The organism is Stenotrophomonas sp. RIT-551 (genome assembly GCF_026241915.1).
Lineage (GTDB): Bacteria > Pseudomonadota > Gammaproteobacteria > Xanthomonadales > Xanthomonadaceae > Stenotrophomonas > Stenotrophomonas bentonitica_A.
The window spans coordinates 205,253-231,207 of record NZ_JAPJIU010000003.1 but is presented as its reverse complement, the minus strand read 5'-3'; the positions used below and the strand labels follow the sequence as shown (position 1 = coordinate 231,207).

Genomic DNA, 25,955 nt, shown 5'->3' with positions numbered 1-25,955 from the left:
CAGGACCCTCGGCCAGCGATGGATACAGCACGCGAGCAGCGGGTCCTCAAATTCTCCATCGGGGTGACGATGGCGGTCAGCGCCATCGGCTTCATCGGTGGCCTGCTGGTGGGATCGCAGGCCATCCTGTTCGATGGCGTCTACAGCCTGGTGGACGTGGCACTGACCCTGGTGGCGCTGTCGGTACTGCGGCTGGTGGCGCGGGAAGAAAGCCCGCGCTTCCAGTATGGCTACTGGCACCTGGAGCCGATGGTGGAGGCGCTTGGCGGGGCGATCCTGTCGCTGGCCTGCATCTATGCGCTGGCCAACTCGGTGATTGGGCTGACCACGGGCGGGCATGAGGTCAAGGCCGGGCCTGCGCTGCTGTGGGCGGCCCTGCTGTGCGTGAGCAACCTGGCGATGGCGGCCTTCGTGCGCACCCGCGCGATGCAGCTGCACTCGGCGCTGCTGTGGCTGGACGTGCGGGCCTGGCTGCTCAGCGGCATGATGAGCCTGGCGGTGGTGCTGGCGTTTGCGATCGCGCTGTTGCTGCGCGATGGCGAGCATGCGCACTGGATACCCTATCTGGATCCGCTGGTGCTGGCCGCGATCAGCGTGGCGGTACTACCCGTACCGTTGCGCAGTGCATGGAAGGCCATGCGCGAAGTGCTGCAGGTGGCGCCGGATACGCTGGATGCGCGCGTGCAGGCGGTGATGAAGGACTTCGTCGCCGAACACGGCTATCTGGATTTCACCAGCCACGTGGCCAAGATGGGCCGCATGCGGTTCGTGGAGATTCACATCCTCACCCACCCGGAGACGGTGATCGGCAACATCGGCAATGTGGACCGGCTGCGTGATGAGATCGCCGAGCGCCTGGATGCGCGCGGCAGTGAGTTCTGGTTGACCATCGATTTCACTGCCGATCCGGCCTGGACCTGATCGATCCCTGACCGCGCACTCACGACCGCCCAGCACCGCAGTGGCGCGAAGACGGCCGGTGACGACCCCTGGGCGGGCCTGCACAGCGCTATACGAAACGTATATGATGTGTATATACCGTATGAGAGGGGTTGCCCATGGGCATCGTGAACATCGACGACGAACTGCACGACAACCTGCGCCGCGCCAGCGGCGTCTCGGGCCGCTCGATCAATGCCCAGGCCGGTTTCTGGATCAAGATCGGCATGCTGTGCGAAATGAATCCCGGCTCGACCTACCAGGAGATCGTCAACCGTGAACTGCGAGCCGCAGGGGTTGAACCTGGCGCCTTGCGGGTGGCCGAAGCATGATCAAGACCGCTGAAGAACAGGCGCTGATGCGCACCTCCGGGCGCCTGCTGGCCTCGGTGTTCGAAGCGCTGGACACGCTGCCGCTGGAAGGCATGAGCACGCTGCAGGTGAACGACTGGGTCGAGCGCTTCATCGTCGATGAGCTGCAGGCGCGCCCGGCGAGCAAGGGCCAGTATGGCTTCGGCTACGTGCTCAATTCGTCCATCGACAACGTGGTCTGCCATGGGGTGCCCTCGGCCGATGACATCCTGCGCAGCGGAAGCATCGTCAATCTGGATATCACCCTGGAGAAGGGAGGTTACATCGCCGACTCCAGCAAGACCTATCTGATCGGTGAGGTCGATTACGCGGCCAAGCGGCTGGTGCGGGTGACCCGCGAGGCGATGTGGAAGGGGATCGGGGTGGTGCGCCCGGGCGCAACGCTGGGCGACATCGGTTTTGCGATCCAGCAGCATGCCAAGGCCCACGGCTACAGCGTGGTCCGCGAATTCTGCGGCCATGGCATCGGCCAGCAGATGCACGAAGAGCCGCAGGTGCTGCACTACGGCCGTCGCGGCGATGGGCTGGAACTGGAGCAGGGCATGACCTTCACCATCGAGCCGATGATCAACCAGGGCCGTGCTGCCATCGACATGAGCGACGACGGCTGGACCGTGACCACCCATGACGGCAAGCTCTCGGCGCAGGCCGAGCACACCGTGCTGGTGACCGCCGACGGGGTGGAGGTGCTGACCCTGCGCACGGGCGAGCGGATGCCCGACTGAGGCGGGCATCCGTGGCTGCATCGTGCATCAGCCCGGCGGCGGTCGCACCACGGGTGCATGATCGGCCACGATCCCGCCGACCCAATCGATGAAGGCACGCAGCGTGGCGCTGACGTGGCGGTTGGGTGGGAAGGCCAGATGCAGTGGCATCGGCGGCAGCTGCCAATCAGCGAACAGGCGCACCAGCTCGCCTTCGGCCACGTGGGCGGCCGCCATGTACTCGGGCAGCCACAGCACCCCCAGGCCGGCCACGCCGGCGGCGAGGTAGGCGTTGCCGTCGTCCACCGCCAACAGGTACTGGCCGTGGACGGTCAGGGACACATCGCAGCGCTGCAGGGTATAGGGCAGCACGCCACCGCCGCGCGCACGGCGGTAGCCGACGATGCGGTGCGCGCTGTTTTCAAGATCGGCCGGATGGGCAGGATGTCCCATCCGGGCCAGGTAGCCGGGCGCTGCATAGAGGCCGGCCTGCAGATCGCCGATATGGCGGGCGATCAGCGACTGATCGGCGATCTGCCCGCCGCGGATCACGCAGTCCACGCTCTCGTCTATCAGGTCCACGTTCCGGTCGCTCACACCCAGATCCAGCTGGATATCCGGGTAGCGCGCCTGAAACCCGGGCAGGGCAGGCACCAGGATCAGACGGGCGAACGGTGCAGGAACGTCGATGCGCAGGCGCCCGCGAGGCGCCGCCGCCGCGGTCGACAGGCTGGTTTCAGCGTCGTCGATGTCGGCCAGCAGCCGGATCACCCGCGCGTAATAGGCCGCGCCATCGGCGGTGACCTTCACCTGCCGGGTGGTGCGGTTCAGCAGGCGCACCCGCAGCCGCGCTTCCAGTTGCTGCACCAGTTGCGTGACCGTGGTGCGGCTCATGTGCAGTGTCTCGGCCGCCTTGGTGAAGCTGCCCGTATCCACGACCCGGGCAAAGGCCTGCATCGCATCGAACCGGTCCATCTGCTTTCCACGGGGAGGATGATTGTTTGGATTCTACAAACAATGTTGGGCAGCAGACCGCGTTTATCCGGTGCCCCCTGTCGGTCTACCGTGGCCTTTCATTCTTGATGGGCCGGTATCGGCCCAAGGCAGAGGTGGTTCATGGCAACACGTGACGTCGTTTTCCCGCCGGGCCGCCAGGCGCTGTACGAGCGCAACCGCTATTCGCCGGCGGTACGCTCCAATGGCTTCCTGTTCGTGTCCGGCCAGGTCGGCAGCCGCGAGGATGGCTCGCCCGAACCCGACCTCGAGGCCCAGGTGCGGCGCGCGTTCGAGAACCTCAACGCCGTGCTCGGCGCCGCAGGCTGCACGTTCGAGGACGTGGTCGACGTCACCGTGTTCCTGGTCAATCCCGAAAAGATCTTCGAACGGGTCTGGGCGATCGTGCCCGATTACTGGGGCGAGGCCCCGTACCCGACGCTCACCGGCATCGGGGTGACCTGGCTGTACGGATTCGACGTGGAGATCAAGGTGATCGCGAAGCTGCCGTAGCACGCCTTCACGCGGTGACGGCTGCGCGTTGCCGATAGTGGGCCGTCATCCTGCTTCCTGTCGCGGATCCACATGCCCCTGATTCCCGAGCGCGTCCAGCGCTGGCCCCGGCCGTGGCGCGTGGCGTTGCTCTCGCTGCTGGCGCTGTATGCGCTGTACCTGCTGGCGGGCAACGTATTCCTCAACACGCCGCTGTTCGATGCGGTGACCAACCGCAAACCTGAAAAATTCACGATGCAGACCGGCCCGGCGGTGACCTTGATGCCGGGGCAGGCCGTGGTCTGGAACATCCGCATGCGCGGACAGGCCAATCGTACCCAGTACGTGTTCCGTGCCGATCGGGCCAGTGCGTGGATCGACCTGCCGGCGCTGTTGCGCAAGGAAGTGCGCATCCCGCGTATCGACGCGACCGGGGTGGAAGCGGAGGTCGAGCGGGTCGAGAACGCCATTCCACCGCCGCCGCGCGGCGACCGTGGCTGGACCCTGCGTTTCGATGCGATCCACAGTGACACGATCCGTAGTGGGCGCTTCGGCAAGCTGCTGATCGTCGGCCAGGGGCACGGGAATGTCGGGTTCCTCAAACAGCTCAAAGGCGGGCCTTCGGAGCTGTTCGACTCCACCGCCGGCTTCGATGACGCCCAGGTCAGCTTCGATGGCGTGAACGTGCTGGACGATGCCCATATCGCGGCACGGTTCCACTTCCCGCGGCATTACCGTGACGACGCGCCGGGCCTGCAGAAGCTCGGGATCACCTGGGCGCAGCTGCAGATCGACGCGCGCAGCCAGGGGCTGCGCATCGACACCGGCGGCCCGCACGTCAAGGTCGGCAGCGCGGTCTCCAATGCGCGCCTCACTGCGGATGTGACGTTGGAGCAGGGCGCGCTGCGTCCCGGCAGCCGTCTGGTCTGGCGTCTGCCATTGCACGCGGGGGTACACGCTGATGACCGCGGCCTGCTGTCGCTGCAGCTGGACGTGGCGCAGGACATGCGGGTGCAGGCGCGGCTGCCGCGTGACCCGGAGACGGGCAGTGAGCTCAACGCCGATCTCCGCGTGACCGGCCGGAAGATTCCGTTCCAGGCGCCTGCCGAGCTGCTGCCGCGGTTGTCCGGCAAGGTCCAGGGCGCATGGCAGTTCCAGTCGCTGAACTGGATCAGCGATCTGTTCGTGAAAAAGCCGTGGTTCCATCTCGACGGTGGCGGTCTGCTCAAGGCTGACATCATTCTTGCCGACGGCGAGCTCGCACCGGGCAGCACAGTGGATATCCCGCAGGTGGCGGCGGTGGCCGAAGTCGCCGGCGTCCGCATGCGGGGCGATGCCCAGGCGCAGGGCCGGATTGTCGAGGGCACGCCTGCGCAGGCCGAACTGAAGGTACAGATCCCGCGCTTCCAGGCCGCGCCGACCAATGCACCCAAGGCGCTGTTGTTCGATGGGCGGCAGCTTGCGTTGAGCCTGCGCGGTGATGCGCGCCTGAAGCAGCTGAGCGACGGCATGCGCGCCCAGCTCCGCTTTACCGATGCGCGGGTACCGGACCTGACCGCCTACAACCGTTACCTCGGCAATGACAACGTGCGCCTGCTCGGCGGGACCGGCCTGCTCAGCGGTGATGTGTCGCTGGATGCGTCCGGCCGGGTGGGCAAGGGCAGTGCCGATCTGCGCGGCACCGGTGCCCGGCTGAGCGTCGCCGGTATTGCGATGCGCGGCGATGCGCAACTCCAGGCGCGTCTGCAGCGTGCGGATTTCGACAGCCGCCAGTTCGATCTGGGCGGCACCACCGTGGAGCTGCGCAACATCCATGTGGGAGATGAAAAGAGTGACGGGCGCTGGTGGGGCAAGGTCGCGATCCGCAGCGGCCACATCGATGCGGCGGCGCCATTCCAGGTGGATGGGCTGGCCGACCTGCGCCTGCGCGATGCCGGGCCGTTGCTGGGCGTGTTCGCACAGCGCAGTGAGTACCCGCGCTGGGTACTCGGCCTGCTGGATTCCGGCGAAGTGCAGGCCAGTGGCCAGCTGCGCTGGCGCAGTGGCGAGCTGATCGTGGAGGACCTGCAGGCCGAGAATGAGCGGCTGTCCCTGCAGGCGCGGCTGGATCTGAGTCATGGCAAGCGCCGGGGCGACCTGTATCTGCGCTGGGGCGTGCTGGGCGCCGGCATCGAGCTGCAGGGCGAGCAGCGCAAGTGGCACCTCGCCGGTGCGCGTGACTGGTATGCCGAGCAGCCTCGTCTGCTGCCGGCCACGCCGGCCGCAGCAAAGGCGAGCGACAGCAAGCGCTGAGGGCAGGCATCTGCCTCCCCCTTGCCGGGCCCGGCTTGCTATCCTCGCCGCGCCCACTGTCTGGTGACAGCGCGCACTTTGCCCGTCATCGATCCGTCATTCCATGAGCAACAGCACCCACCGCGTCCAAGGCCTCAACAACGATGAGGTGGCCGCCGACTGGCCCGCCATCACCGAACGCGAGGTCAGCTGGCTGCGCGAGCGCTTCGCACCGCTGGCCGGCGCTGGCCGGTTGGTGTGGCACAGCCCGCGGCCGATGTCCGCCGCCGCCATCGTCGAGACCGACGGGGAGCGGGTGTTCGTCAAGCGCCACCATGGCAGCGTCCGCACGGCAGCCAGCCTGGCCGAGGAGCATCGCTTCATCCAGCATCTGGCCGATCACGGCGTGCCGGTGGTCGAGGTGTTGCGTGACCGCGATGGCGCCACGGCAGTGGAGCACGAGGGTTGGACCTACGAGCTGCATAGCGTGGGCCAGGGCCAGGATCTGTATCGCGATGCACCTTCCTGGACGCCGCTGACCGATACCGCGCAGGCGCGCGAAGCCGGACGGATGCTGGCCAAGCTGCACAGCGCGTCGGCCTGCTATCACGCGCCCCAGCGCAGCACCCATCTGCTGGTCGCACGGGATGATCTGATCCGTGCCGCCGACCCCATCGCCGCCATCCAGGCCGATCTTCCGGGTCGTCCCGGGTTGGCCGCCTATCTCGCGGGGCAGGACTGGCAGGGTGATCTGCGGCGGGCCATTGCGCCGTGGCACGCCGGCCTGGCCGCGCGGCTGCAGGCCGAGCCGCGCCTGTGGGCGCACAACGACTGGCATGTTTCCAATCTGCTCTGGCGCCAGCAAGGAGGTGCCACCGTGGTCGATACCGTGCTTGATCTGGGTCTTGCCTCACCGACCAGTGCCTTGTTCGACCTTGCGACCGCCATCGAACGCAACGCCATTGCCTGGCTGGCGCTGGAAAGCGGCGAGGCGGCCGTGCGCGTGGATATCGCGCTGGCGCTGCTGGCCGGCTACCGCGAGATCGTGCCGCTGTCGGCCGAGCGCGTGCATCTGCTGGCGGATCTGCTGCCCATCGTGCAGCTCGATTTCGCGCTGTCGGAAGTGGAGTACTTCCAGGGCGTGACGCACTCGCCTGCCAATGCCGACGTGGCCTACCACACCTTCCTGCTGGGCCACGCTGACTGGTTCAGCAGCGCGGCCGGGCAGGGCCTGTTGAAGGCGCTGCACGCGGCTGCCTGAAGGGCGGGCTCGCAAATCCGTACCATTTGTAGTGAAATAGTCACAGAAGCGGGGGTGCCTGGCGAAACCAGGCTGAGAGAGTCCCTTGGAACCTGATCCGGTTTGCACCGGCGTAGGGAGCTTTGAGCAGCAGGCATACCGCCGTGATGGGTCGGTGCGCGTGCGCGCCTTCGCTTCGTCTCCTCCAGCTGATGACGAATCGAATGAACCGCTGCTTCCGCCCTACGTTGTTGTCCGCCGCCCTCTGCGCCGCGCTGCCCCTTCATGCCAATGAACTCGCCGAGGCGCCCGAGCGCTCGCCGACGGAACTGGCCGCCGTGCGCGTGCAGGCGCATCAGCCGGCAGCCACCGCCACGCAGACCGGCAGCTTCGGCGCCGGCGACTGGAAAAGCACGCCGGCCTCGGTGAACGTGCTCGATCGCGACCTGCTGGACAGCCGCCAGGTCCGGACGCTGTCCGAGCTGGCCAGCAACGATGCCTCGCTGGGCGACAGCTACGCGCCGGTTGGTTACTACCAGAACATCGCGATTCGCGGCTTCCCGCTGGATACCGGCACCGGCTACCGCTTCAACGGGCTGGCCATCACCGGTGAGCAGCGGCTGGCGCTGGAGAACATCCAGGCGGTGGAAATCCTCAAGGGCGAGGCCGGCCTCGCCGCCGGTGTGATGGCCCCGGGCGGCATCATCAACTACGTGGGCAAGCGCCCGGCCGAGGTCCGCACTGTCACCCTCGGCACCGACTCGGAAGGCTCGCGCTACACCGCCGTGGATCTGGGCCACTGGCTCTCGCCGCGTTTCGGCGTGCGCTTCAATGCCGCCTGGGAAGACAGCGATTCCTACATCGACCATGCCGACGGTCGCCGCACCTTCTATTCGCTGGCCACCGACTGGCTGATCGGCGAGCGCGGCAAACTGGAAGTGGATGCCAACTACCAGACCAGCGCGCAGCGCTCGGCCTCGGGCTATCAGCTGCTGGGCGCCACCGAGCTGCCGCGCGGCGTGGACCGCAAGCACCTGCTGGGCTACCAGGCCTGGCAGCGGCCGGTCGGCATCGACAGCACCAACCTGACCGCGCTGCATACCTTCGATTTCAGTCCGAACTGGCAGTCGCGCGTTTCCGCCAGCTACAGCCGCTCGGTGATCGACGACAACGTCGCCTTCGCCTACGGCTGTTACTACGCTGCCGGCTGTGCGGATGGCAGTGTGCCGGGCAACTACTTTGCGCCCAACGGCGACTACGACATCTACGATTACCGCAGCCCGGACGACACCCGCCGCAACCTGGAATTCCGTGGCGAGCTGCGTGGCCGTTTCGCCACCGGCGAGATCCGGCACGAACTGAGTATTGGCGCGGATCGGTTCGAGCGCACCGTGGACAAGCGCCGCAACGTCAACGAGTACGTCGGCACGGCCAACATCCATGATGCACAGGTGCCGCAGTTCGACCCGTCGCCGCTGATGCCGGGCCCGTCCGCGCGGCGCCTGGACAGTGCGCAGACGGCGGTGTTCGCGCTGGACCGGATGAGCTTCGGCGATTGGCAGTGGTTGGCCGGTGGCCGCTTCGTCCGGCTGGACGAGCGTGCCTACGACAAGCGCGGCAATCCCGAGCGGCACAGCCGCCTGTCGCGGTTCCTGCCGCAGACCGCGCTGGTCTGGAAGGCGACCGATGAGGTCAATGCGTACGTCAGCTACGTGCGGGGCATCTCGCTTGGCCAGGAAGCGCCGTTCTGGACCTCCAACGACGGTGCATTCCTGCCGTCCGTGCTGTCGCGCCAGACCGAAGTGGGCATCAAGTACGTGCCCAGCGATGCGCTGACGCTGGGTGCGGCACTGTTCCGCACCTCGCAGCCGTTCCAGTACGCCAGGCCGGACGACGGCGACGCGGGCTACACCTTCGTCGAAGACGGGCAGCAGACCCATACCGGGCTGGAACTCACCGCACAGGGGCAGCTGACCGCGCGCCTGTCGCTGGCCGCCAGTGCGAGCGTCCTGCGGGCCCGCGCGCGCGATGCGGGCACGCCGGATTACGAGGGGCATCAGCTGATCAACGTGCCGAAGACGCGCGCGACCGTGCATGCGGAGTACCAGCTGCCGTTCGTCACGGGCCTGGGGCTGACCGGTGGTTGGCGCTATGCCTCCTCCAATGTGGCCACGGCCGACGGCCGCGTCAGTGCGCCGGCCTACAGCGTGTTCGACGCCGGGCTGCGCTTCAAACACCGGGTGGGTGAGCATCCGGTGACCTGGACCCTCTCGGTGGACAATCTGTTCAACCGCTTCTACTGGCGTGACACCGGCAGCAGCTCGGGCGACTACTACCTGTTCCCGGGCGCGCCGCGTCAGGCCCGGCTGTCGGTCACCTTCGCGCTATGAACCCGGCCACCCTGGAATGGTCGGCCGCCATCGTCAGCATGCTCGGCGTGTGGCTGATGACGCGGCGGGTGACCCTTGCCTGGCCGGTGGGGCTGATCTCGGTCGCGCTGTATGCACTGGTCTTTGTCGAGGCCAGGCTGTACTCGGACACGCTGCTGCAGATCGTGTTCGGTGGATTCCTGGTGTACGGCTGGGTGCGCTGGCGTGGCCAGGTCGAGGACGATGGCCGGGTCGCGATCGTGCCATTGGCGCGGGTCGCCTTGTGGCGTGATCTGGCCATCGGCGTGGTGTTCGGCCTCGCCCTCGGCGCGGCGATGCATGTCTACACCAACGCAGCGCTGCCGTGGCTGGATGCGATGCTCGCCGCGCTGAGCCTGGTCGCCCAGTGGTGGCAGGCGCGTCGGCACACGGCGGCGTGGTGGCTGTGGATCCTGGTCGATGTCGTCTACGTTGGGATGTACATGGTCAAGTCACTGCACGTGACCGCCGTGCTGTATCTGGTCTTTGTCGGGTTGGCGGTGATGGGGCTGCGCGCGTGGACGGCAGCGCGCAACGAGGCGGTGCTCCACAACGCAGCAGGGCGGCACGGATAAGTCCGCGCCGCCCTGCGTCACCTCAGGTCTGCATTGGACCCGGCGCGGTCAGAACCGCGCCGTGGCACCCACGAAGAAGGTGCGTGCACCGCCGTCGTAGTTGTTGCCTTCCTCGATGGTGGAGACATCGCCGAGGTTGAGCACGCCCGCGCGCACGGTCAGGTGCTCGTTGACGTCGTAGCCGGTGACCAGATCCCAGGTGGTGTACGCCTTGGCGAAGGTGGCGCTGGTGGAGGACACCAGCTGTTCGCCGATGTGCTGCGCGCTCAGGTTGAGCGACCAGGCATCGGTGACCTGCCAGTCCAGCGAGGTGTTTGCGGTCAGCTTGGGCACCACCAGCAGGCTCGCACCGGTGGTGCGGTTCTTCGATTCCAGCATGCGCGTGGCGTTGGTGATCCAGTTCAGTCGCTCATGCAGGGGCACGGTGACGCTGGCTTCCACACCGCGGGTGCGGGCCTTCTGGATGTTCTGCGCGACCGTCCACCAGAACCCGTTGACGAAGCTGGTCGTCTGGCCCGGAATCTCGCGCAGCGGAACCTGCTGGATCTTGTCATCGAAATCGGTCAGGAAGTAGGTGGCCGAAGCCGACCAGCCGTTCTTGTCGAAGCCCACGCCCAGCTCGTAGTTGGTGCTGGTTTCCGGTTCCAGGTTCGGATTGCCGGCCATATAGCAGCCGGTGGTGCCATCGGCGCTGACCGAGCGATTGGTCCAGCCTTCGGCGGTCAGGGCGGTGCAGCCGTTGCCACCGGACTGCGTCGCCGCGCCGGCCGTGCCCTGCTTCAACGTCGGCGCACGGAAGCCCTGCGAGACACCACCACGCACGGTCCAGTCATCGGACGGGTGCCAGACGCCGTAAACGCGTGGGCTGAGGTTGTCGTCGTAGTTGTCGGTGTTGTCCCAGCGCAGGCCCACGGTCAGGATGAAACGCTCGTGCAGGGTGATGTGGTCTTCGGCGAACAGCGCCCAGGAGTCGGCTTCACTGACCGGGCTGATCCGGCCCGTGCCGGTCCAGGTCACCGGCACCGTCCCGATGGTATCGCCGTTCTTGAGCTCCTCGCGCTTCCACTGGCCGCCCACGTTCAAGCTCTGCTCGAACCCCCAATGGAAGCTGCGGGTGAACGCGGTATCGAACACCGTCTCCTTGGAGTGGTTGCCGACAGCGCTGCCCTTGTCTTCGTAATCGTTCTGCACCAGCGTCGTCTTGGACGTGGCGGCATCGCCGTAGCGACCATCGTGCATGACCACATAGCCGGTCTGCACCAGCTTGGACAGGCCCCAGGCGCCGACATCCCCAGCGCCGCTGTTTCGCTGCTCGCCGCGCGAGGCTTCGAAGCCCACGGTGTGGTCATCGTTGATGCGCCAGTTGAGCAGGGCATTGGCGTTCTCGGCCTTGTTGCCCGGCGTCTGCCGCCGCCCGGTGTCCGATTCCCGATTGGTCACGTTGGCACCGACGCGCAGGCCCAGATTCTCGGTCAGCGGGCCGCTGAACAGCGCGCCCATCTGGGTGGTGTCACCGCGGGTCGGGGAATCCGGCTTGCTGTAGTTGTAGGTGACCGAGCCACCCCATTCGTTGGCGATCTTGCGGGTGATGATGTTGATCACGCCGCCCATCGCGTCCGAGCCGTACAGCGAGGACATCGGCCCGCGCACCACCTCGATGCGCTCGATCATGTCCGGCGAGAGCCAGTTCAGATCCTGCGGACCCAGGTCATCGCGGTAGTTCACGCCGGAGGAATTGCCCTGGCGGCGGCCGTCAATGAGGATCAACGTGTACTGCTCGGGCAGGCCGCGCAGGCGGATCTTGGACTGCGCGCCGGACAGCGCATAGCCACCGGTCACGCCGGGAACGGTGCTCAGCAGCTGGCCGATGCTGCTGACCGGCTTGCGTTCGATCTCCTCGCGGGTGATCACGCTGATGCTGGCCGGGGCGTCCTTGATCCACTGCTGGGCGCCGGTGGCGGTGACCACGACCGTATCCATCTGGCGGGGCGAGGCGGCGGCGTCCGCCGAAGCATCGGCATGCGCCTGGGCGGTCAGCACCAGGCCAATGGCAATGGCCAGGGTGGCGGCGGAACGACGGGGAGAGGGGGAGGGGTGCGACATCGCGAAAATACTCCGTGGCTATGGGAGCCCGCTGGCGATGGCTGGGGACGTCCGTGTGGGGGTTTCAAGAAATCTTAACAATCGTATCACGAACCATTCGCATTTGAAATGTAGTGATACATCTCCACAACATCGGATGTCGTTAGCGTTGCGCGCTGTCTATCACAGGAAAACCATGCCGACCGAGCGAATCACTCCACCAGGGTCAATTGCCGGGCAACGCTCGGCCGCAAGGCCAGCTTGTGGGTGACGCTGGTGATCGTGCGGCGCGGATCGGTCGGATGCGGCCGGGAGGCCGTACTGCTCCTGCCCTGGCGCCACAACCCGAACATCACGATCTCCGCACCCACCGGGAAAGACTTCAGCCACGCAGCATCGGTGTGCCCGACGCTGACCTCGTAGAAATCCCGGCGGTCGGTCACACCGGTGTGCTGATACTTCGGAGCACAGTTGAGGAAGGTGACGCCATGGGGATCACCGGGCTGCGGCGTGCGATGCGACCGCACGGTCCCGAGCAGTGCCATCGGCAGCTCGCTGGAGGCGGCGCCAAGCCGCTCCCATGCCGCGTCGTAGCGCTCCTGCCGGTAGAGGAAATTCGTCCAGTCCACCCGCTTCTTGCCCAGGCGCAGGGTCAGCTGCGCGGCCAGCAGCGTGTCGTCCTCGCACATCGCCTGCAGCGTGAGCAGGTCGGAGAGGGTGCGCAGGTAACCGTCCAGCGGTGCGTCTGCCGGCAGCAGCGCCGGGCCCGCACTGCCGCGTTTCAGGGCGTGTTGGAGGATGAGCAAGCGAAGTTCGCGCGTCCCATCATCCAGGGTCGTCAGAAACTCGGGATCGGCTCCGGCGGCAAGCAGGGCCTGCAGATGGGCGGGCGCGTTGTAGCGACACCCGGGCAGATGCCCGCTGCCTTTGTTCAGGGCGAGGTAGGCGGGCAAATGGAGGGGCGGGGCGCGGTCCACGCCGGGCCTGCTGTGCTCGGGAACGAATCTCACCGGCACGTTGCACCCATCGCACAGCAGCGTTGGCAGGGTCTGTTGCGCGTCATGACGCTTCTGCAGGTCGCCCACCCGGTGCAGGGTGCCGTGCGTGCCCACCGCCTTGCGCATCTTGATTCCGCGACTCATCTGCAACCACTGCTTCGTTCAATGGCGACCATCATAGTCGCTTCGATCAGTCACCCTGCGTGGCGAAGCGCAGCCGGTTGTGGTCCGGGTCGATCACCATCATTTCGCGCCCGCCCCACGGCACATCGGCCGGCGGTCGGAAGACCGGCGCGCCGGCCGCAACGAACGCGGCATGCAATGCGTCCACGTCAGGCACATGAAAATACACGGCGCCTCCCGGCTCGCAGTCGCCGGTGTGTTCGCTGAGGAACATCTGCTGGCCCTCACGGCTGATCTGCACGAACAGCGGCATGTCCGGTGCGAAGCGATGTTCCCAGTCGATCGCGAACCCGAGCCGCTGGTAGAACGGCACGCTGATCGCGGCATCGGTCATGCGCAGTTGCGGAATGACGGTCTGGGGCATGCGTGCGGCCTCAGCCAGGATAGGACGGGAAGCGTTGATCGGGGTGGGTCTTCTTCCATTCGGTATGCGCGACCGTGCCTTCCCAGGACAGGAAAGCATTCGGCACGCGCCCGCGGCCCGACCAGGTGGCGCCGCTGTGCGGCAACCAGAAACGGGGCGGCAGATCTTCCTTCGGGGCCTTGGCGGCCTTGGAGGCTTTCCCGCGCCTGGCCGCAGGCGCGGTGTCCAGCAGCGCCCGGATCCGTCGCTGCTGCTCGGGGCTGAAATCGGCATAGCTGGTGGTCAGCAGTACAGTCACCCGCTCATAGGCCTCTTTGGTCGCCGCCTTGAGCAGCGCCTGCTCGTCCAGTCCCGACCGCGCGACCGCCGCTGCCAGGCGGGTATTCATCGTTGCTGCGGAGGGGGCGGTGGAAGGCGTACGGGGCATGGGATTCCAGGGAGGAGGGGCTGACGGAGGGCACCATAACAAATGCGTACGTGAAGCGGCCGATGGCGTAACACGCCCTGCCCACGAAACCTGAACAGGGGTTGGTTCATCCGTAGGTACGCAATGTTCCGGCAACCTTCGGCGACCAGATTCGATTCAACACCGTTCCCCAGGAGCAACCCACCATGATCACCTCGACCCTTTTCAGTTTCCGCGGCCTGGCCCTGGCAGTGGCGTTGACCGCTGGCGTGACCGCGGCAGGCAATGCGGATGCGATGTCGCGCAAGGACAAGAACACGCTGGTCGGCGCCGTCGTGGGCGGTGTGGCCGGGCACGTGCTGTCCAACGGTGATCCGCTGATGACCGCCGGCGGAGCAGTGGCCGGTGGCGCCATCGGCAACGTGACCACCAAGGACCGTCGCGACAACCGCAATCATCGCTACGACCGTGATCGTCGCTATGACCGTGGCCACCGCTACGAGCGCACCAGCCATCACGATCGCCGCCATGACCAGCGTCGCTGGAACCAGGACCGCCGCAACCACAATCGCGGCTGGCGCTGATCCCCGCTGTGTCGCCCGGGCCCGGCGCGCCAAGCCTGCGTATCCGGCGCCCGGGCGCCCGCTGGGTGGTCGCGCGGCGCGCGCCATGAGATAGCGCGCCAGCGGCACGTCATGACATCGCGGGCTGGCGTGGGTTACCGTCCGGATCTGACGCAGCGCGGATGCTGTCAGGGAGAGGCCGGAGATGAGGGCAGGGAAGTCCACAGCGGAACGGGCAGGGCAGCAGCGGCGCCTTGCACGGCGATACAGCGTTGCTGCCGCCGTTGCAGCCAGCGTCGCCGGTCTCTGGCTGATGCCATGCGTGGCTGCGACCCAGCGTCCGCCGGTGGGCGTGGAGGAGGCGCTGGCCCGCATTGCCACCGTGGCGGACGCACCCGCCTCCACGCAGGCCGCACAGGCGCTGTGGCGCATGCCGCTGGACGCGCCGGTGATCGTGCATGACCGCGCCTCCGGGAGCAGTTGGCGCAGAGACTCCGCCACAGGGGCCGCGCTGCCTGTCGTACTGCGGAATGACCAGCCGCCCGCCAACACCTGCATCACGATCGATGGCGCCCCTGCCGTCCTGCTGCTTCTGCCGCTTCTCGGCGACCGGGACGGATTGGCGACGCTGTTCTGGCACGAGCAGTGGCACTGCGTGCAGGCGGCCCTCGGTCTGCCTGCCGCCGAGGGCGACACCGCACACCTGGATGGGGAGGCCGGTCGCACGGCGTTGCGGCTGGAGATGCGCGCGCTGGCGCAGGCGCTTTCCACGCGCGACGAGCACCAAGCGCGCCAGCATGCGGCAGCAGCGCTGGGCTACAGGGCTCTGCGTGCGGATTCCGCGGCACCGCCGACGCGCGCGCTGGACGAAGAAGCGAAGGTGGAGCGCAATGAAGGCCTGGCCGAGTACACGGGACGCGCGATCGCTGCGGCCACCCACGGTGGCGATGCGACAGCTGCCGCCGTAGGTGCACTCGCCAAGGCGGATGCGTCGCAGAGTTTCGTGCGTTCGGCGGCGTACGTGACCGGGCCCGCGTACGGACTGCTGCTCGAACGTTGGTCGCCAGCGTGGCGCCGCGGGTTGTCTGCCGGCACGACGTTGCCTGCGCTGCTGGCGGATGCGCTGGGCGTCACATGGCGTGGGGCCGGCATCGCACAGAACGATGCCGGCTATGGCGCCGATGAGGTGCGCGCAGAGGAACGCGAGCGAGCAAAAGAGCGGGAGCGACGCAGTGCCGGCTATCGCGAGCGTTTCCTCGGCAACGATGCGGTTCGTCTGCCCCTGCGCAACCCGTCGATCTCCTTCGATCCCCGCTCGCTGTTCCCGCTCGATGATGCCGGGACGGTCTATACGCCGCTGACGGTGCGGGATGAGTGGGGCGAGTTGACGGCAGTATCCGGGGGGCTTCTGTCCAGGGATTGGGCGTTGCTCAGCGTGAGCGGCGGCGTCGTGGACGGCGCGGGTTCCAGATGGACGGGACCAGGCTGGACGCTCGTACTCGGCGAAGGATGGCGCCTGGAGCGGGGCGGCGACGGGTGGGGTTTGACGAAGGGGTGGGGATCGGGCGTGGGCGATCCGGGCGACGCGGGTGAGTGACGTATCGGACAGTCAAATTCGTACGACCCTGCCGGCGAGGCAGGGCGTGCGCATGCCGTTGGCAACGCCGGATTGCGTGACAGTCACGACGACCACGCGGTGTTGGCGGCTCTGCTGGAACGGGCGGCAGGCGATGCGTGCGGAGCAGCGGCGTGGCCTTGCCTTTGCCATGTTGTCGCACCTGAAACGCGTTGCGATGGACGCGCAGGCCAATGGCCAATTCTGATCGGAAGCGTTCAGTTTCTTCACGTTCCCTCTACGTCTTTCGGCTTCAACTGAACCCCGGTCATGGCTCTGGCGATGAGGCCGCTATCGTCCGAACACCCCATTCGAAGGAGGCAGTGCAATGTTCCTGACAAAACAGCAACTGACAACGGCGCGTACGCTGACAGTGGCGTTGATCGCGACTGTGGGCCTGAGTGCCTGCGCTACGTATAAAGACGAGTTCGCCACCATCAACTCCCGCTTGGATCAACTCGACACGAAGGTGCAGGGCGCCGCCCAGAGTGCCGAGTCGGCCAACCAGTCGGCGCAGCAGGCCAACCAGCGTCTGGATCAGATCGAAGGTCGCGTCCAGCAGCTCGAACAGGCGCCCCGCCGCAAGCCGCGCGGTTGATCGCTTCTGCACCGTTTGTGTGCAACGTCTGAATCGGCGACCGGTGGCCTGTGCAGGCCACTGGTCTCCGTTGGTCGTGCAATGTCTTTTGCAAGGAAGTGTCCCATCCGTACGCACTCATCTCCTGCCGTCCTGGCCCTTCGCGGGGCGCTGACCCTCGCGCTGGCGTTCGCGAGCATTGGCGTGGCCAATGCCGACGAGGCTGTCGCGAAACCGGCCGCCGCCGTCGATGAACTTCCGCCGGGCCAGGAAGTCTCCAACACCGTCATTGACCTGGCCGGCTGGGTTGTCGCCACCAAGGACAGCCAGGGCTATCCGTTCGCCATCATGGACAAGGCCGCTGCGCAGATCCTGGTCTTCGACGGCGAAGGCAAACTTCGCGGCGCCGCCCCCGGGCTGTTCGGCTCGGCCACCGGCGACCATATCGCGCCCGGCATCGCCGGACTCGCCCTTCGCGAAATTCCAGGCCGGGATCGCACGACGCCCGCCGGGCGCTTCGTGGGGGGCTTTGGGCCGTCCATCGACGCGGGCCGCGTCCTGTGGGTCGACTACGATTCCGCCGTCTCCATCCACCCCACAGCGACAGGTGTCCCGAAAGAGCGACGGGCCGAGCGCCTGGCATCGGCGTCACCGGACGACAATCGCGTCACCCATGGCTGCATCAATGTCTCGCCGGCGTTCTACGCGCAGATCATTGAATCCACGTTCCAGCGGGGCGGGGTGTTCTACGTGCTGCCCGACAAGGCCTCGATAGCCGAAACCTTCCCGGAGTTCGCGAAGAGTCGCGAGGCGACCCAGGGCGATGAGGGAGCCCGCGCGGGTTCTGCCGGCAAGTAATGCGTCGTCACGGCGCATGGCGTTCAAAATGCGCCAGCAGCGCCGCCAGGTGCGGCGTGTCGACGACAGCGGCGACGTAGCCGTCGGGCCGGATCAGCAGCCAGTCGCCCGGTTGCACGCCATAGGCTTCGACGAAGTGCCCCTCCGCATCGCGCAGGTCGCCGCGGTGGCCGATGATATGGACATGCAACCCCTTTCTCGACGGTGCTGCGCCGCGGTCCGCTTCGTGACCCAGCAATGTCCAATGCGTTCCGCGCAGCACCTCGAACAGGCGCACGCGCTGTCCACCCGCGCCCTGCAGCGGCGCATCCGGCGCCCGGTTGCCCGGCGCAATGCGTCCGCTGCGGGCCTCGGCAGGCAGCGTGAGTGACGATTCAGCATAGGCGAGATCGAGCTGCTGGACCTCGCGCCCGCGGCGGTTGTCGCCGCGCCGGGCCTGGGCGAGCAGCGTCGTGGCAAGCCCGAGCATCGAGGCTGCAATGGGGCGGCGCTCTTGCTCGTAGGTATCCAGCAGGGCCTGCGGCGCACCCTTCAACACCGTCGCCAGTTTCCAACCGAGGTTGTAGGCGTCCTGCGCGCTGGTGTTCAGGCCCTGGCCGCCCGTGGGCGGATGCGTGTGGGCGGCGTCGCCGATGAGGAACACGCGGCCGTCGCGGTACCGGTCGGCCAATCGCGCGTTCATCCGGTACGCCGAGGCCCAACAGACATCGAGCACCGCGAGATCATTGCGGCCGGTACGCACGCGCACCATGTCCGCCAGCCCGTCGACGGAAAGGTCCACGTCACCGTCGAGCGGTACGGGGGCCTGCAGCTGGAACAGCGCCGTTCCCATCAGCGGGCACAGCGAGATCCGCCGCTGCGGGTCGTCTTCGTTGAAGTTGTGCCAGGCATCGCGCGGCAGACCGTGCAGCACGATGTCGGCCACCACCGCTCGCACGCCCAGTGTTTTGCCCGGGAAGCCGATGTCCAGTGCCTGGCGTACGAAACTCCGACCGCCGTCCGCGCCGACCAGGTAGCGCGTGCGCACGGTCTGCTCGCCCGTTGACGTGGCAAGGCGGACGCTTACGCCGTTGGCGTCCAGTTCCAACCCGATCACTGCGTGCCCGAACTGGACCCGGTGGCCCAGCTCGGCGAGGCGATCGCGCATCACGGCCTCGGTCAGGAACTGCGGCACCATCAGCGGCCGCCGATAGGGTTCGGCCGGTGTTGCCGGGGCGGCCTCGATGACCGCGGCGTCCGTGCAGGTGCCATCGGCATGGTGCGACCGCGAGACTGGATAGAGGCCGCCGGCGGCGAACAGTCTGTCGACGATGCCCATGTCCTCGAAGATTTCCTGGCTGCGCGGCTGGATGCCCTTGCCACGTGAGCCATGGAAGGGCTGTTCCCGCTGCTCCACAAGGCGGAATGCCACGCCGCGGCGGGCCAGTTCGATGGCCAGGGTGAGGCCGGCGGCGCCGGCACCACAGATCACTACATCAGGGGTATTGCCCATTGTGCCGCTCCAGGTGTGTGTAATATGCACTTACTTGGAGGGGATGCTATGCCTGCGAAAAATAAGGTGCAAGATACACATAATTCTTCCGCATTGAAGTCGCTGCACCTTTCCATGGTCAGCCTCGCCAGCGTGATGAACCGGCCGCGCAATGATGAGCGGCTGATCCAGGAGGCCGGGGTGACGCTGGACCAGGCCCTGTTCCGCCTGCTGGTGGTGATCGAGCGGGTCGGGCCGATCGGAGTGGTTGAGCTGGCCGATCGGCTGGGCCGCGACTACACCACCATCAGCCGGCAGGTCGCCAAGCTGGCGGCGATGGAGCTAGTCACGCGTCGTGGCAACCCCCAGGACCGCCGTATCCGGGAGGCGACCATCGCCCCGAAGGGCAAGGAGATGACGGATCGGCTGGACGCCGCACGCGAGCGGATCGGTCGTGAGATCTTCGCGTCGTGGCCCGCGCAGGAGGTATCTGAGCTGGTGCGTTTGATGGCAAAGTTCGCCAGCGCGCTGGAAGCCCGTGAGCGGGAGCCGTAACGACGCAGCGCAGATTTCAGCCCACCGCCCGTCGCTTGGACGCCCCTGTCAGACCCTCAAGGCATCACACGTGAAAGGATTCCTGCTTCTTGCCCTGCTCACGGTCGCGTCCTCGACCGCCCATGCCATCGTCATCCGCGACGACGTGGACGATGCGCGGTACCGCGTTCCCGCCACCGAATTTCCCGCCCTCGTGGACATGCCCGGCGAAGGCCACGGTGCGCTGATCGCACCGCAGTGGGTGCTCACCGCCGCGCACACGCTGCCGATGCATGCCGACCTCAAGCAGGTGGTGATCAATGGAAGTGCCCGGGACGTCGAGCGCGTCGTCACCCATCCCGGCCATCGCACGCTGCCGCAGACGTTGATCGACCAGGCCATGGCCAGTGGCGAGGCGATGCTGATCGTGGTGTTTCTGGCCTCGGGCGATGATGTTGCCCTGATCAAGTTGAAGACGCCCGTCACCGACGTCGCGCCTGTTGCGCTTTACGGCGGCAGCGACGAGGCCGGTCAGGTGGCAAAGATCCTGGGGAAGGGCGCGACGGGTACCGGTGCTACCGGGCACTCTCCCAATGGCCCCAATCGCACTGAGCTCCGGCGTGCATTCAACCGGATCACCAGTGCCTACGACCGCTGGCTCTGCTATGTCTTCGATGCACCACCAGAAGCGCTGCCGCTCGAGGGTGCGCTGGGCAACGGTGACAGCGGTGGCCCCGTGCTCGTCGAGCACGATGGCCAGTGGCTGCTGGCCGGGCAGGGGTCGTGGAAAGTCGTCCAGGGCAATGTGCTGACGGCCCGGCCCGGGCGATACGAGCAGGTGACGTGCAATGTGCGGATGAGTCATTACGCGGAGTGGATCCGGCGCGTGATGGATGAACACACCAGCCCACCTGATCCAACCGTACCTTCAGCTGATCGATCTCCGCCTCGCTGACGCCGATGGACTTCAGGTAGGCCTTCGGCACCGCCGTACTGCTGATGCAGGTCACCAGGAACAGCTCCATGTTCTCCGGTGTGGTGCCCGACATGCCGGCCATCTTCCTGCCGATCTCCGGGCGGAGCCCCTGCTCTGTACTGTGGAGTGATCCCAGCAATTTAACGCCACGGTACGGCCAGGTGCGCACACTGGTCTGGTCTGCACTGTCCCTCATGCACCGCAACCGGAGATCCCATGTCCTTCAACGCCCTCCTTGCCACCAAGACCGGCGATGCCATCAGCGCCGGTGTCGTCCAGTTGACCGAGCAGGACCTGATGCCCGGCGACGTCACCGTGGCCGTGGAGTACTCCACGGTGAACTACAAGGATGCCCTCGCGCTGAGCGGTCGCTCACCCGTGATCCGTACCTTCCCGCTGATCCCCGGTATCGATCTGGCCGGTGTGGTCGAGACCTCCAGCCATCCCGGTTACGCCGCTGGTGACCGTGTGCTGGTCAACGGCTGGGGGTTGAGCCAGACCCACCACGGCGGCTATGCGCAGAAGGCACGCGTGCCCGGCGAGTGGCTGGTGAAGATCCCCGAGGCGTTCACCAGCCGCGATGCGATGGCGATCGGTACGGCCGGCTACACCGCGATGCTGTCGGTGCTGGCGCTGGAGCATGGCGGTGTATCACCGGACCAGGGGGACATCCTGGTGACCGGTGCCAACGGCGGTGCCGGCTCCATCGCCATCGCGCTGCTGTCCACGCTTGGCTATCGAGTGGTGGCATCGACCGGCCGGCTGGAGGAGTCCGCCTACCTCAAGGAACTGGGCGCCGCCGAGATTCTTGACCGCGCGACGCTGTCCGAGCCGGGCGCGCCGATCGCCAAGGAACGCTGGGCCGGTGCGATCGACACGGTGGGCAGCCATACGCTGGCCAACGTGCTGGCGCAGACCCGCTATCGCGGCGTGGTCGCCGCCTTCGGATTGGCCCAGGGGGCCGATCTGCCGGGCTCCGTGCTGCCCTTCATTCTGCGCAATGTGACCCTGGCCGGTATCGATTCGGTGAACGCGCCGTATTCCGCACGCGAACAGGCGTGGACGCGCCTGGCGGCCGATCTGGATCTGGGCAAGCTGGCCCGCACCACGCAGATGATCAGTCTTGCCGAGGTGCCGGCGCTGGCCGGCCAGGTGCTGCAGGGGCGGGTGCAGGGCCGCACCGTGGTCGACGTCAACGCCTGAGGCGTGAATGCCCACGGTGGCCACCGCAGGTGACCGGCATACCAGCGAAGGTGCGGCGGCGTCAGGGGGCCTTCTTGGCGGGGATCCGGCGGAGGACACGTTCCCCTCGACCGCCGTGTCATCGCGCATGCGGAAGATCCAGACGTAGTCGTTGTGATACGGCTTGCCGTCCAGGGCGATCAGCGTAGCGGCAGCCGGCTCATCGGCGGATCTCCCCGCGGAGCGTGGCGGTGCCGAAGATCAACTGCTGGGCCATCGGCCGGCCGATGAAGCGGGCGGGGAAGATCGGTGCCGGTGCACTGGCCTCATCCAACAGGGCCAGATGCGCCTCGCTGAGGACGATCTCCAGCGCGCCGAGGTTGTCTTCGGCCTGCGCGACGGTACGGGCGCCGATGATCGGCGAGACCACGGCCGGATTGACCAGCGTCCAGGCAATGGCCACCTGCGAGCGCGTCACGCCCAGCTCTTCGGCCACCTCGCCCACTACCGTGGCAATCGCCAGCGAGCGTTCGTTGAGATGGCCGATTGACGCGATCACGCCCTTGCCACTGCTCGCCACGTCCGCACTGTTCTCATCGGAGAGATCGGCGTGGCTGTACTTGCCGGTCAGGATGCCACCGCCGAGCGGGGACCAGGGCAGCACGTGGATTCGCACGCACTTCCGGGAGGCCTGCCGGATCGAAGAGATCGCCGGGATCGCGGGCATGAGCCGTTCCAGTTTCCATGCGCACTTCAAGGCGGTCACGGCGATGAGTCCGCTGGATTTCAGGACGCAGCTGCGGATGCAGGAGGCGCGGCGACTGATGGTCAGTGATGGCCTGGATGCGGCCGGGGCCGGCTTCAACGTGGGCTATGAAAGCCCTTCGCAGTTCAGCCGGGACTACTCACGGCTGTTCGGCCTGCCCCCGGCGACCGATGCCCAGCGGCTGCGGTTGGCGGAGGGGAGGAGCTGCGGGACACCGTAGTGTGGCCGCACTCCCATGATGCCCGCGCAACTGCGGGCGGCCGCCGTCAGACCGGTGCGAAACCGCGGGTGGTCTTCTTTTCATTCTTTTCCGCCTTCTTTTCCTTGGCGGTCTTGGCAGGTTTCTTTTTCTGCTCTTTCTGTTGGTTCAGGCCTTTGGCCATGATGACGCTCTCCAGGTGGGTTGCAACGGGGCGAGCATGGCACATCCGGTGTCGGCCGGCGCATCGGCGTGCGATGGGTGCCCTGGAGTGAACCCGGGGTGCGGCCGTTCAGGGCGCAGGCATGTCCCGGTACACCGGCTCGCTGCTGAGCACCTTCAGTCCGTCCGGCCCACTGTGCAGCAGCCGTTGCTCCCCGATCGCCTGTTGCCACTGCAGACGGAAACCGTCCGCATCGGGGAGTCGGGCGGCCAGCGCGATGAGGTGCTCGCGGGCCTGCGGGCCCTCGCTGTCGAACTGGCCCCAGCGTTGATCGTGGCAATGGATGATCAAGCGATAGTGGCTCATGCCGGGCTCGGCCAGTAGAGGCTGTCCGGGGTGGAGCGCGCACCGAAGATGGCCTGGCCGACGCGCACGACGGTAGCCCCTTCTTCGATGGCGATCTCGACGTCGCCTGACATGCCCATGGAGAGTTCCTCCAGGCTGATGCCCGCCGGCAGCGTGGGGCGCAGCCGCTCGCGCAGGTCGCGCAGTCTCGCGAAGCATGGCCGTACCTGTTCCGGATCGGGCGAGAACACTGCCAGCGTCATCAACCCGCGTACGCGCAGGTTGGAGAACGCCGGCAGCTGCTGCACGAAATCGGCGACCTCGATCGGGTCCAGGCCGTACTTGCTGTCCTCGCCGGAGGTGTTGACCTGCACGAACACGTCCAGCGTGCGCTGCTCCAGTTCCAGCCGCTGATCCAGTGCCTGTGCCACGCGCAGGCTGTCCAGCGCCTGGAACTCACTGGCGAAGCGCGCCACGTCGCGCGCCTTGTTGGTCTGCAGGTGGCCGATCACCGACCAGCGCAGGCCGGGCAGGTCGGCCATGGCCGCGGCCTTGCGCTGGGCTTCCTGCACCTTGTTCTCGCCGAGCTCATGGCAGCCGGCGTCCCACGCCATGCGCAGGCGGGCTTCATCGACGGTCTTGCTGACCGGCAGCAGCCGTACGCTGGCCGGATCGCGGCCGGCCAGCGCGCAGGCGCGGGCGATGCGTTCGCGGACCGCCTGCAGGTTGTGGCGGATCTCGTCGACAGTGGTGGCCTGGGGCCAGGTGGGGGCAGCGATGGGCATGGGGAGCTCCGGAAGCGGGGACGGCTGCAAGGCGGCAGCGCACGTGCAACACTGTCCCGTGACGATGAGCATATTGGCATAGGACAAAATGAAAATCACCGGCCAGACCGCCAGTGCGGTGTTCGAGAGCATCCGCCAGCAGATCCTCAGTGGCGCGCTGGTGCCCGGGCAGCTGCTGCCCCCGGTCCGCGATCTGGCGCTCGCACTGGGGATCAACCGCAACACGGTCGCGTCGGCCTACAAGCGACTGGACGCGGCCGGTCTGGCCCAGACCCAGGGCCGGCGCGGCACCGTGGTCAGTGCACGGCCCAGCCCTGGGGCGCAGGAGGGCACGCAGGCGGGCTCGGCACTGCACGATCTGGCCAGTGGCAATCCGGACCCGCGCTGCCTGCCGGACCTGCGCGCGTTGTTGCCGGCGCGGCCGCCACGCCTGTATGGCGCAGCGACGATCGATCCGGTGCTGGCTGAACTAGCGCATCAGCAGCTGGCTTCGGATTGTCCGGCCGGCTATGCGCTGGAGCTGGCGCACGGCGCGGTCGATGCGATCGAACGTGTGCTGGCCTGCTGGTTGCTGGCCGGTGATCCCGTGGCGGTCGAGAACCCGTGTTTCCTCGGCAGCCTCAATACGATGCGTGCCGCCGGCTACGACGCGGTGGCGGTGGCGATCGACGACGAGGGCATGCAGGCCCAGGCGCTGGAACAGGCGCTGGCCGCCGGCGCGCGGGCGGTGCTGCTGACCCCGCGTGCGCACAATCCCACCGGCGCCAGCCTCAGCCGGCGACGTGCGCGCGCGCTGCGCCAGGTGCTGGAGCGCTACCCACAGGTGCTGGTGCTGGTCGATGACCATTTCGCATTGTTGTCCCGGCAGCCGTATCACGCGGTGATTCCGCCAACGACCCGGCGTTGGGCGTTGCTGCGCTCGCTGTCCAAGTCATTGGGGCCGGACCTGCGCCTGGCGTTGATTGGCTGTGATGCCGAAACCGCAGCCCGGTTACGCCTGCGGATGGCACCGGGTACCGGTTGGGTCAGCCATCTTCTGCAGGACGCGGCGGCCGCGGCGCTGGGGTCTGGCCGGGTGGCAGCGCGGATGAAACGGGCCGGGGATGATTACGTGGCGCGCCGGGAGGTGCTGCGGCAGGCGCTGCGGCCCGAAGGCATCGCGGTGGGCGCGCAGATGGATGGGTTGAACCTGTGGCTGCCGCTGCAGCGTGACAGCCAGCCGCTGGTGATGGCCCTGGCCCAGCGCGGCTGGCAGGTGCGCGGCGGCGAAGTGTTCTCGGTCCACACGCCGGTGCACGGGGTGCGGATCACCACCGCCACGCTGACCGCGACCGACGCAAGGCGCTTCGCCCGGGATCTGCGCGAGGCGCTGGCCGCCGGGGTTCAGGGGGCAGCGGCAGCGTTGGGGCTGACGTAGTGCGACTGTTCGTCCTCGTTGAGGAAGATCAGTTCCGGCTTGCCCTGCCAGGAGGTCAGCATCGCGCCGGTGCTGTTCTGGTGTTTGACCACCAGGGTCGCGCCGCGGTCCGGATTGGCGGTGACCTTGAACACTTCGGTGGTGCCGCTGGCATCGTCCAGGGTGAGGATGGCCTCGTCACCGACATCGGCGGTGCCGTAGCCGCCACGCTCGGAACCGTCGGCACCCAGCAGGATCAGGCCCGACAGCGGTGAGGCGCGCGGCCCCTGGGTGACCCCTTTGGTGAGTGGATCGGGCACCGGTGCGCCGAGGATCACCCGCGCCTGGCCGCTGGCATCGCGGATCACCAGGCCGCGTGCGGTGATGACGCGCTCATCGGACTGGCTCTGGTGCAGGCGCAGCGCGGTCCAGCCGGAGACGGCCAGGGCAAGGCTGGAGACGACCAGCGTGGTAAGCGTCAGGGCGCGCGACATGGGTT

25 protein-coding genes, 2 pseudogenes and 1 riboswitch are annotated in these 25,955 nt (G+C 67.2%); of the genes and pseudogenes, 17 read left to right on the top strand and 10 right to left on the bottom strand.

Features of this window, described 5'->3' with window-relative positions; genetic code table 11:
- Positions 1–18: 18 nt before the first annotated feature.
- The 3 genes from ORK51_RS05535 (at position 19) to map (ending at position 2,035) form a co-directional block, all read left to right on the top strand.
- Complete coding sequence (locus ORK51_RS05535; RefSeq protein ID WP_019185030.1) at positions 19–921, top strand: cation diffusion facilitator family transporter; 903 nt, start codon at positions 19–21, stop codon at positions 919–921.
- Positions 922–1,058: 137 nt separating this feature from the next.
- The gene (locus tag ORK51_RS05530; RefSeq protein WP_019185031.1) at positions 1,059–1,271 is read left to right on the top strand and encodes a ParD-like family protein; all 213 of its coding nucleotides are present in this window, start codon (positions 1,059–1,061) and stop codon (positions 1,269–1,271) included.
- Positions 1,268–2,035 (top strand): type I methionyl aminopeptidase, encoded by a 768-nt coding sequence (map, locus tag ORK51_RS05525; RefSeq protein ID WP_266084457.1) that lies wholly within the window; start codon positions 1,268–1,270, stop codon positions 2,033–2,035. Before ORK51_RS05530 ends, map begins: the two co-directional genes overlap by 4 nt.
- Positions 2,036–2,062: 27 nt before the next feature.
- Here map and ORK51_RS05520 read toward each other — a convergent pair whose 3' ends face one another.
- Complete coding sequence (locus ORK51_RS05520; RefSeq protein ID WP_266084456.1) at positions 2,063–2,989, bottom strand: LysR family transcriptional regulator; 927 nt, start codon at positions 2,987–2,989, stop codon at positions 2,063–2,065.
- 141 nt (positions 2,990–3,130) lie between these two features.
- On the opposite strand from ORK51_RS05520, the gene ORK51_RS05515 reads away from it, so the two are divergent.
- From ORK51_RS05515 to pnuC, 5 genes are all read left to right on the top strand, one after another.
- A complete protein-coding gene (locus ORK51_RS05515; protein WP_019185037.1) occupies positions 3,131–3,520 on the top strand; it encodes a RidA family protein in 390 nt (129 codons plus the stop codon).
- A 72-nt stretch (positions 3,521–3,592) separates the two neighbouring features.
- Complete coding sequence (locus tag ORK51_RS05510) at positions 3,593–5,791, top strand: translocation/assembly module TamB domain-containing protein (protein WP_266084455.1); 2,199 nt, start codon at positions 3,593–3,595, stop codon at positions 5,789–5,791.
- A 103-nt stretch (positions 5,792–5,894) separates the two neighbouring features.
- A complete protein-coding gene (locus ORK51_RS05505; RefSeq protein WP_266084454.1) occupies positions 5,895–7,031 on the top strand; it encodes a phosphotransferase enzyme family protein in 1,137 nt (378 codons plus the stop codon).
- Positions 7,032–7,071: 40 nt separating this feature from the next.
- A riboswitch (TPP riboswitch) is annotated at positions 7,072–7,167 on the top strand.
- 67 nt (positions 7,168–7,234) lie between these two features.
- A complete protein-coding gene (locus tag ORK51_RS05500; protein WP_266084453.1) occupies positions 7,235–9,400 on the top strand; it encodes a TonB-dependent siderophore receptor in 2,166 nt (721 codons plus the stop codon).
- Positions 9,397–9,993: a nicotinamide riboside transporter PnuC gene (gene pnuC / locus ORK51_RS05495; protein ID WP_266084452.1), complete on the top strand. Its 597-nt coding sequence runs from the start codon at positions 9,397–9,399 to the stop codon at positions 9,991–9,993. Before ORK51_RS05500 ends, pnuC begins: the two co-directional genes overlap by 4 nt.
- Before the next feature lie 48 nt (positions 9,994–10,041).
- Here the strand turns inward: pnuC and ORK51_RS05490 are convergent, their stop codons facing one another.
- The 4 genes from ORK51_RS05490 to ORK51_RS05475 all read right to left on the bottom strand — a co-directional run bounded on the left by ORK51_RS05490 (position 10,042) and on the right by ORK51_RS05475 (position 14,008).
- Entirely contained in the window at positions 10,042–12,096 is a 2,055-nt protein-coding gene (locus tag ORK51_RS05490; RefSeq protein WP_266084451.1) for a TonB-dependent receptor domain-containing protein, read from the bottom strand.
- Positions 12,097–12,287: 191 nt separating this feature from the next.
- Positions 12,288–13,199 (bottom strand): hypothetical protein, encoded by a 912-nt coding sequence (locus ORK51_RS05485; RefSeq protein ID WP_266084450.1) that lies wholly within the window; start codon positions 13,197–13,199, stop codon positions 12,288–12,290.
- Between the two features lie 64 nt (positions 13,200–13,263).
- The gene (locus ORK51_RS05480) at positions 13,264–13,620 is read right to left on the bottom strand and encodes a bleomycin resistance protein (RefSeq protein ID WP_088433407.1); all 357 of its coding nucleotides are present in this window, start codon (positions 13,618–13,620) and stop codon (positions 13,264–13,266) included.
- A gap of 10 nt (positions 13,621–13,630) precedes the next feature.
- Positions 13,631–14,008, bottom strand: coding sequence for an H-NS family nucleoid-associated regulatory protein (locus tag ORK51_RS05475; RefSeq protein ID WP_266084449.1), 378 nt, complete (start codon positions 14,006–14,008; stop codon positions 13,631–13,633).
- A 224-nt stretch (positions 14,009–14,232) separates the two neighbouring features.
- Between ORK51_RS05475 and ORK51_RS05470 the strand changes: the two genes are divergently transcribed.
- From ORK51_RS05470 to ORK51_RS05455, 4 genes are all read left to right on the top strand, one after another.
- Positions 14,233–14,610 carry a glycine zipper 2TM domain-containing protein gene (locus tag ORK51_RS05470; protein ID WP_266084448.1) on the top strand — a complete coding sequence of 126 codons (378 nt, stop codon included), beginning with the start codon at positions 14,233–14,235 and terminating at the stop codon, positions 14,608–14,610.
- Between the two features lie 301 nt (positions 14,611–14,911).
- Positions 14,912–16,186, top strand: coding sequence for a hypothetical protein (locus ORK51_RS05465; protein ID WP_266084447.1), 1,275 nt, complete (start codon positions 14,912–14,914; stop codon positions 16,184–16,186).
- A 346-nt stretch (positions 16,187–16,532) separates the two neighbouring features.
- On the top strand, positions 16,533–16,802 hold the full coding sequence (locus ORK51_RS05460) for a membrane protein (RefSeq protein WP_019185050.1): 270 nt from the start codon (positions 16,533–16,535) through the stop codon (positions 16,800–16,802).
- Positions 16,803–16,883: 81 nt separating this feature from the next.
- The gene (locus ORK51_RS05455) at positions 16,884–17,639 is read left to right on the top strand and encodes a hypothetical protein (RefSeq protein ID WP_266084446.1); all 756 of its coding nucleotides are present in this window, start codon (positions 16,884–16,886) and stop codon (positions 17,637–17,639) included.
- 7 nt (positions 17,640–17,646) lie between these two features.
- Here ORK51_RS05455 and ORK51_RS05450 read toward each other — a convergent pair whose 3' ends face one another.
- Positions 17,647–19,131 (bottom strand): FAD-dependent oxidoreductase, encoded by a 1,485-nt coding sequence (locus tag ORK51_RS05450; protein WP_266084445.1) that lies wholly within the window; start codon positions 19,129–19,131, stop codon positions 17,647–17,649.
- A gap of 93 nt (positions 19,132–19,224) precedes the next feature.
- Here ORK51_RS05450 and ORK51_RS05445 point away from each other — a divergent pair, with 93 nt between their 5' ends.
- The 3 genes from ORK51_RS05445 to acuI all read left to right on the top strand — a co-directional run bounded on the left by ORK51_RS05445 (position 19,225) and on the right by acuI (position 21,823).
- Positions 19,225–19,665 (top strand): MarR family winged helix-turn-helix transcriptional regulator, encoded by a 441-nt coding sequence (locus ORK51_RS05445; protein ID WP_266084444.1) that lies wholly within the window; start codon positions 19,225–19,227, stop codon positions 19,663–19,665.
- A gap of 70 nt (positions 19,666–19,735) precedes the next feature.
- Positions 19,736–20,599: a S1 family peptidase gene (locus tag ORK51_RS05440; protein WP_266084443.1), complete on the top strand. Its 864-nt coding sequence runs from the start codon at positions 19,736–19,738 to the stop codon at positions 20,597–20,599.
- Between the two features lie 237 nt (positions 20,600–20,836).
- A complete protein-coding gene (acuI, locus tag ORK51_RS05435; RefSeq protein WP_266084442.1) occupies positions 20,837–21,823 on the top strand; it encodes an acrylyl-CoA reductase (NADPH) in 987 nt (328 codons plus the stop codon).
- A 199-nt stretch (positions 21,824–22,022) separates the two neighbouring features.
- Here acuI and ORK51_RS05430 read toward each other — a convergent pair.
- A pseudogene (locus tag ORK51_RS05430) lies at positions 22,023–22,466 on the bottom strand (aldo/keto reductase); the annotation flags it as partial.
- Between the two features lies 1 nt (position 22,467).
- Here ORK51_RS05430 and ORK51_RS05425 point away from each other — a divergent pair.
- Positions 22,468–22,788, top strand: a pseudogene (locus tag ORK51_RS05425) (helix-turn-helix transcriptional regulator); the annotation flags it as partial.
- 271 nt (positions 22,789–23,059) lie between these two features.
- Here the strand turns inward: ORK51_RS05425 and ORK51_RS05420 are convergent.
- Both ORK51_RS05420 and ORK51_RS05415 read right to left on the bottom strand, forming a co-directional pair.
- Positions 23,060–23,296 carry a hypothetical protein gene (locus ORK51_RS05420; protein ID WP_019185061.1) on the bottom strand — a complete coding sequence of 79 codons (237 nt, stop codon included), beginning with the start codon at positions 23,294–23,296 and terminating at the stop codon, positions 23,060–23,062.
- Positions 23,293–24,060: a YggS family pyridoxal phosphate-dependent enzyme gene (locus tag ORK51_RS05415; protein ID WP_266084441.1), complete on the bottom strand. Its 768-nt coding sequence runs from the start codon at positions 24,058–24,060 to the stop codon at positions 23,293–23,295. Before ORK51_RS05415 ends, ORK51_RS05420 begins: the two co-directional genes overlap by 4 nt.
- Before the next feature lie 88 nt (positions 24,061–24,148).
- Here ORK51_RS05415 and ptsJ point away from each other — a divergent pair, with 88 nt between their 5' ends.
- Positions 24,149–25,477, top strand: a complete 1,329-nt coding sequence (ptsJ, locus tag ORK51_RS05410; protein ID WP_266084440.1) for a MocR-like B6 salvage transcription factor PtsJ — start codon at positions 24,149–24,151, stop codon at positions 25,475–25,477.
- Here ptsJ and ORK51_RS05405 read toward each other — a convergent pair.
- On the bottom strand, positions 25,444–25,950 hold the full coding sequence (locus ORK51_RS05405; protein ID WP_019185064.1) for a hypothetical protein: 507 nt from the start codon (positions 25,948–25,950) through the stop codon (positions 25,444–25,446). The genes ptsJ and ORK51_RS05405 overlap by 34 nt on opposite strands.
- Positions 25,951–25,955 lie beyond the last annotated feature (5 nt).

Coding starts and splice junctions, on each gene's coding strand:
- ORK51_RS05500 (WP_266084453.1), top strand. CDS start 7,235: ATGAACCGCTGCTTCCGCCCTACGTTGTTGTCCGCCGCCCTCTGCGCC.
- ORK51_RS05415 (WP_266084441.1), bottom strand. CDS start 24,060: ATGCCCATCGCTGCCCCCACCTGGCCCCAGGCCACCACTGTCGACGAG.
- ORK51_RS05535 (WP_019185030.1), top strand. CDS start 19: ATGGATACAGCACGCGAGCAGCGGGTCCTCAAATTCTCCATCGGGGTG.
- ORK51_RS05520 (WP_266084456.1), bottom strand. CDS start 2,989: ATGGACCGGTTCGATGCGATGCAGGCCTTTGCCCGGGTCGTGGATACG.
- ORK51_RS05485 (WP_266084450.1), bottom strand. CDS start 13,199: ATGCGCAAGGCGGTGGGCACGCACGGCACCCTGCACCGGGTGGGCGAC.
- ORK51_RS05480 (WP_088433407.1), bottom strand. CDS start 13,620: ATGCCCCAGACCGTCATTCCGCAACTGCGCATGACCGATGCCGCGATC.
- ORK51_RS05470 (WP_266084448.1), top strand. CDS start 14,233: ATGATCACCTCGACCCTTTTCAGTTTCCGCGGCCTGGCCCTGGCAGTG.
- ORK51_RS05420 (WP_019185061.1), bottom strand. CDS start 23,296: ATGAGCCACTATCGCTTGATCATCCATTGCCACGATCAACGCTGGGGC.
- ORK51_RS05455 (WP_266084446.1), top strand. CDS start 16,884: ATGTCTTTTGCAAGGAAGTGTCCCATCCGTACGCACTCATCTCCTGCC.
- ORK51_RS05510 (WP_266084455.1), top strand. CDS start 3,593: ATGCCCCTGATTCCCGAGCGCGTCCAGCGCTGGCCCCGGCCGTGGCGC.
- pnuC (WP_266084452.1), top strand. CDS start 9,397: ATGAACCCGGCCACCCTGGAATGGTCGGCCGCCATCGTCAGCATGCTC.
- ORK51_RS05490 (WP_266084451.1), bottom strand. CDS start 12,096: ATGTCGCACCCCTCCCCCTCTCCCCGTCGTTCCGCCGCCACCCTGGCC.
- ORK51_RS05405 (WP_019185064.1), bottom strand. CDS start 25,950: ATGTCGCGCGCCCTGACGCTTACCACGCTGGTCGTCTCCAGCCTTGCC.
- ORK51_RS05450 (WP_266084445.1), bottom strand. CDS start 19,131: ATGGGCAATACCCCTGATGTAGTGATCTGTGGTGCCGGCGCCGCCGGC.
- ORK51_RS05460 (WP_019185050.1), top strand. CDS start 16,533: ATGTTCCTGACAAAACAGCAACTGACAACGGCGCGTACGCTGACAGTG.
- ORK51_RS05475 (WP_266084449.1), bottom strand. CDS start 14,008: ATGAATACCCGCCTGGCAGCGGCGGTCGCGCGGTCGGGACTGGACGAG.
- ptsJ (WP_266084440.1), top strand. CDS start 24,149: ATGAAAATCACCGGCCAGACCGCCAGTGCGGTGTTCGAGAGCATCCGC.
- ORK51_RS05505 (WP_266084454.1), top strand. CDS start 5,895: ATGAGCAACAGCACCCACCGCGTCCAAGGCCTCAACAACGATGAGGTG.
- map (WP_266084457.1), top strand. CDS start 1,268: ATGATCAAGACCGCTGAAGAACAGGCGCTGATGCGCACCTCCGGGCGC.
- acuI (WP_266084442.1), top strand. CDS start 20,837: ATGTCCTTCAACGCCCTCCTTGCCACCAAGACCGGCGATGCCATCAGC.
- ORK51_RS05530 (WP_019185031.1), top strand. CDS start 1,059: ATGGGCATCGTGAACATCGACGACGAACTGCACGACAACCTGCGCCGC.
- ORK51_RS05515 (WP_019185037.1), top strand. CDS start 3,131: ATGGCAACACGTGACGTCGTTTTCCCGCCGGGCCGCCAGGCGCTGTAC.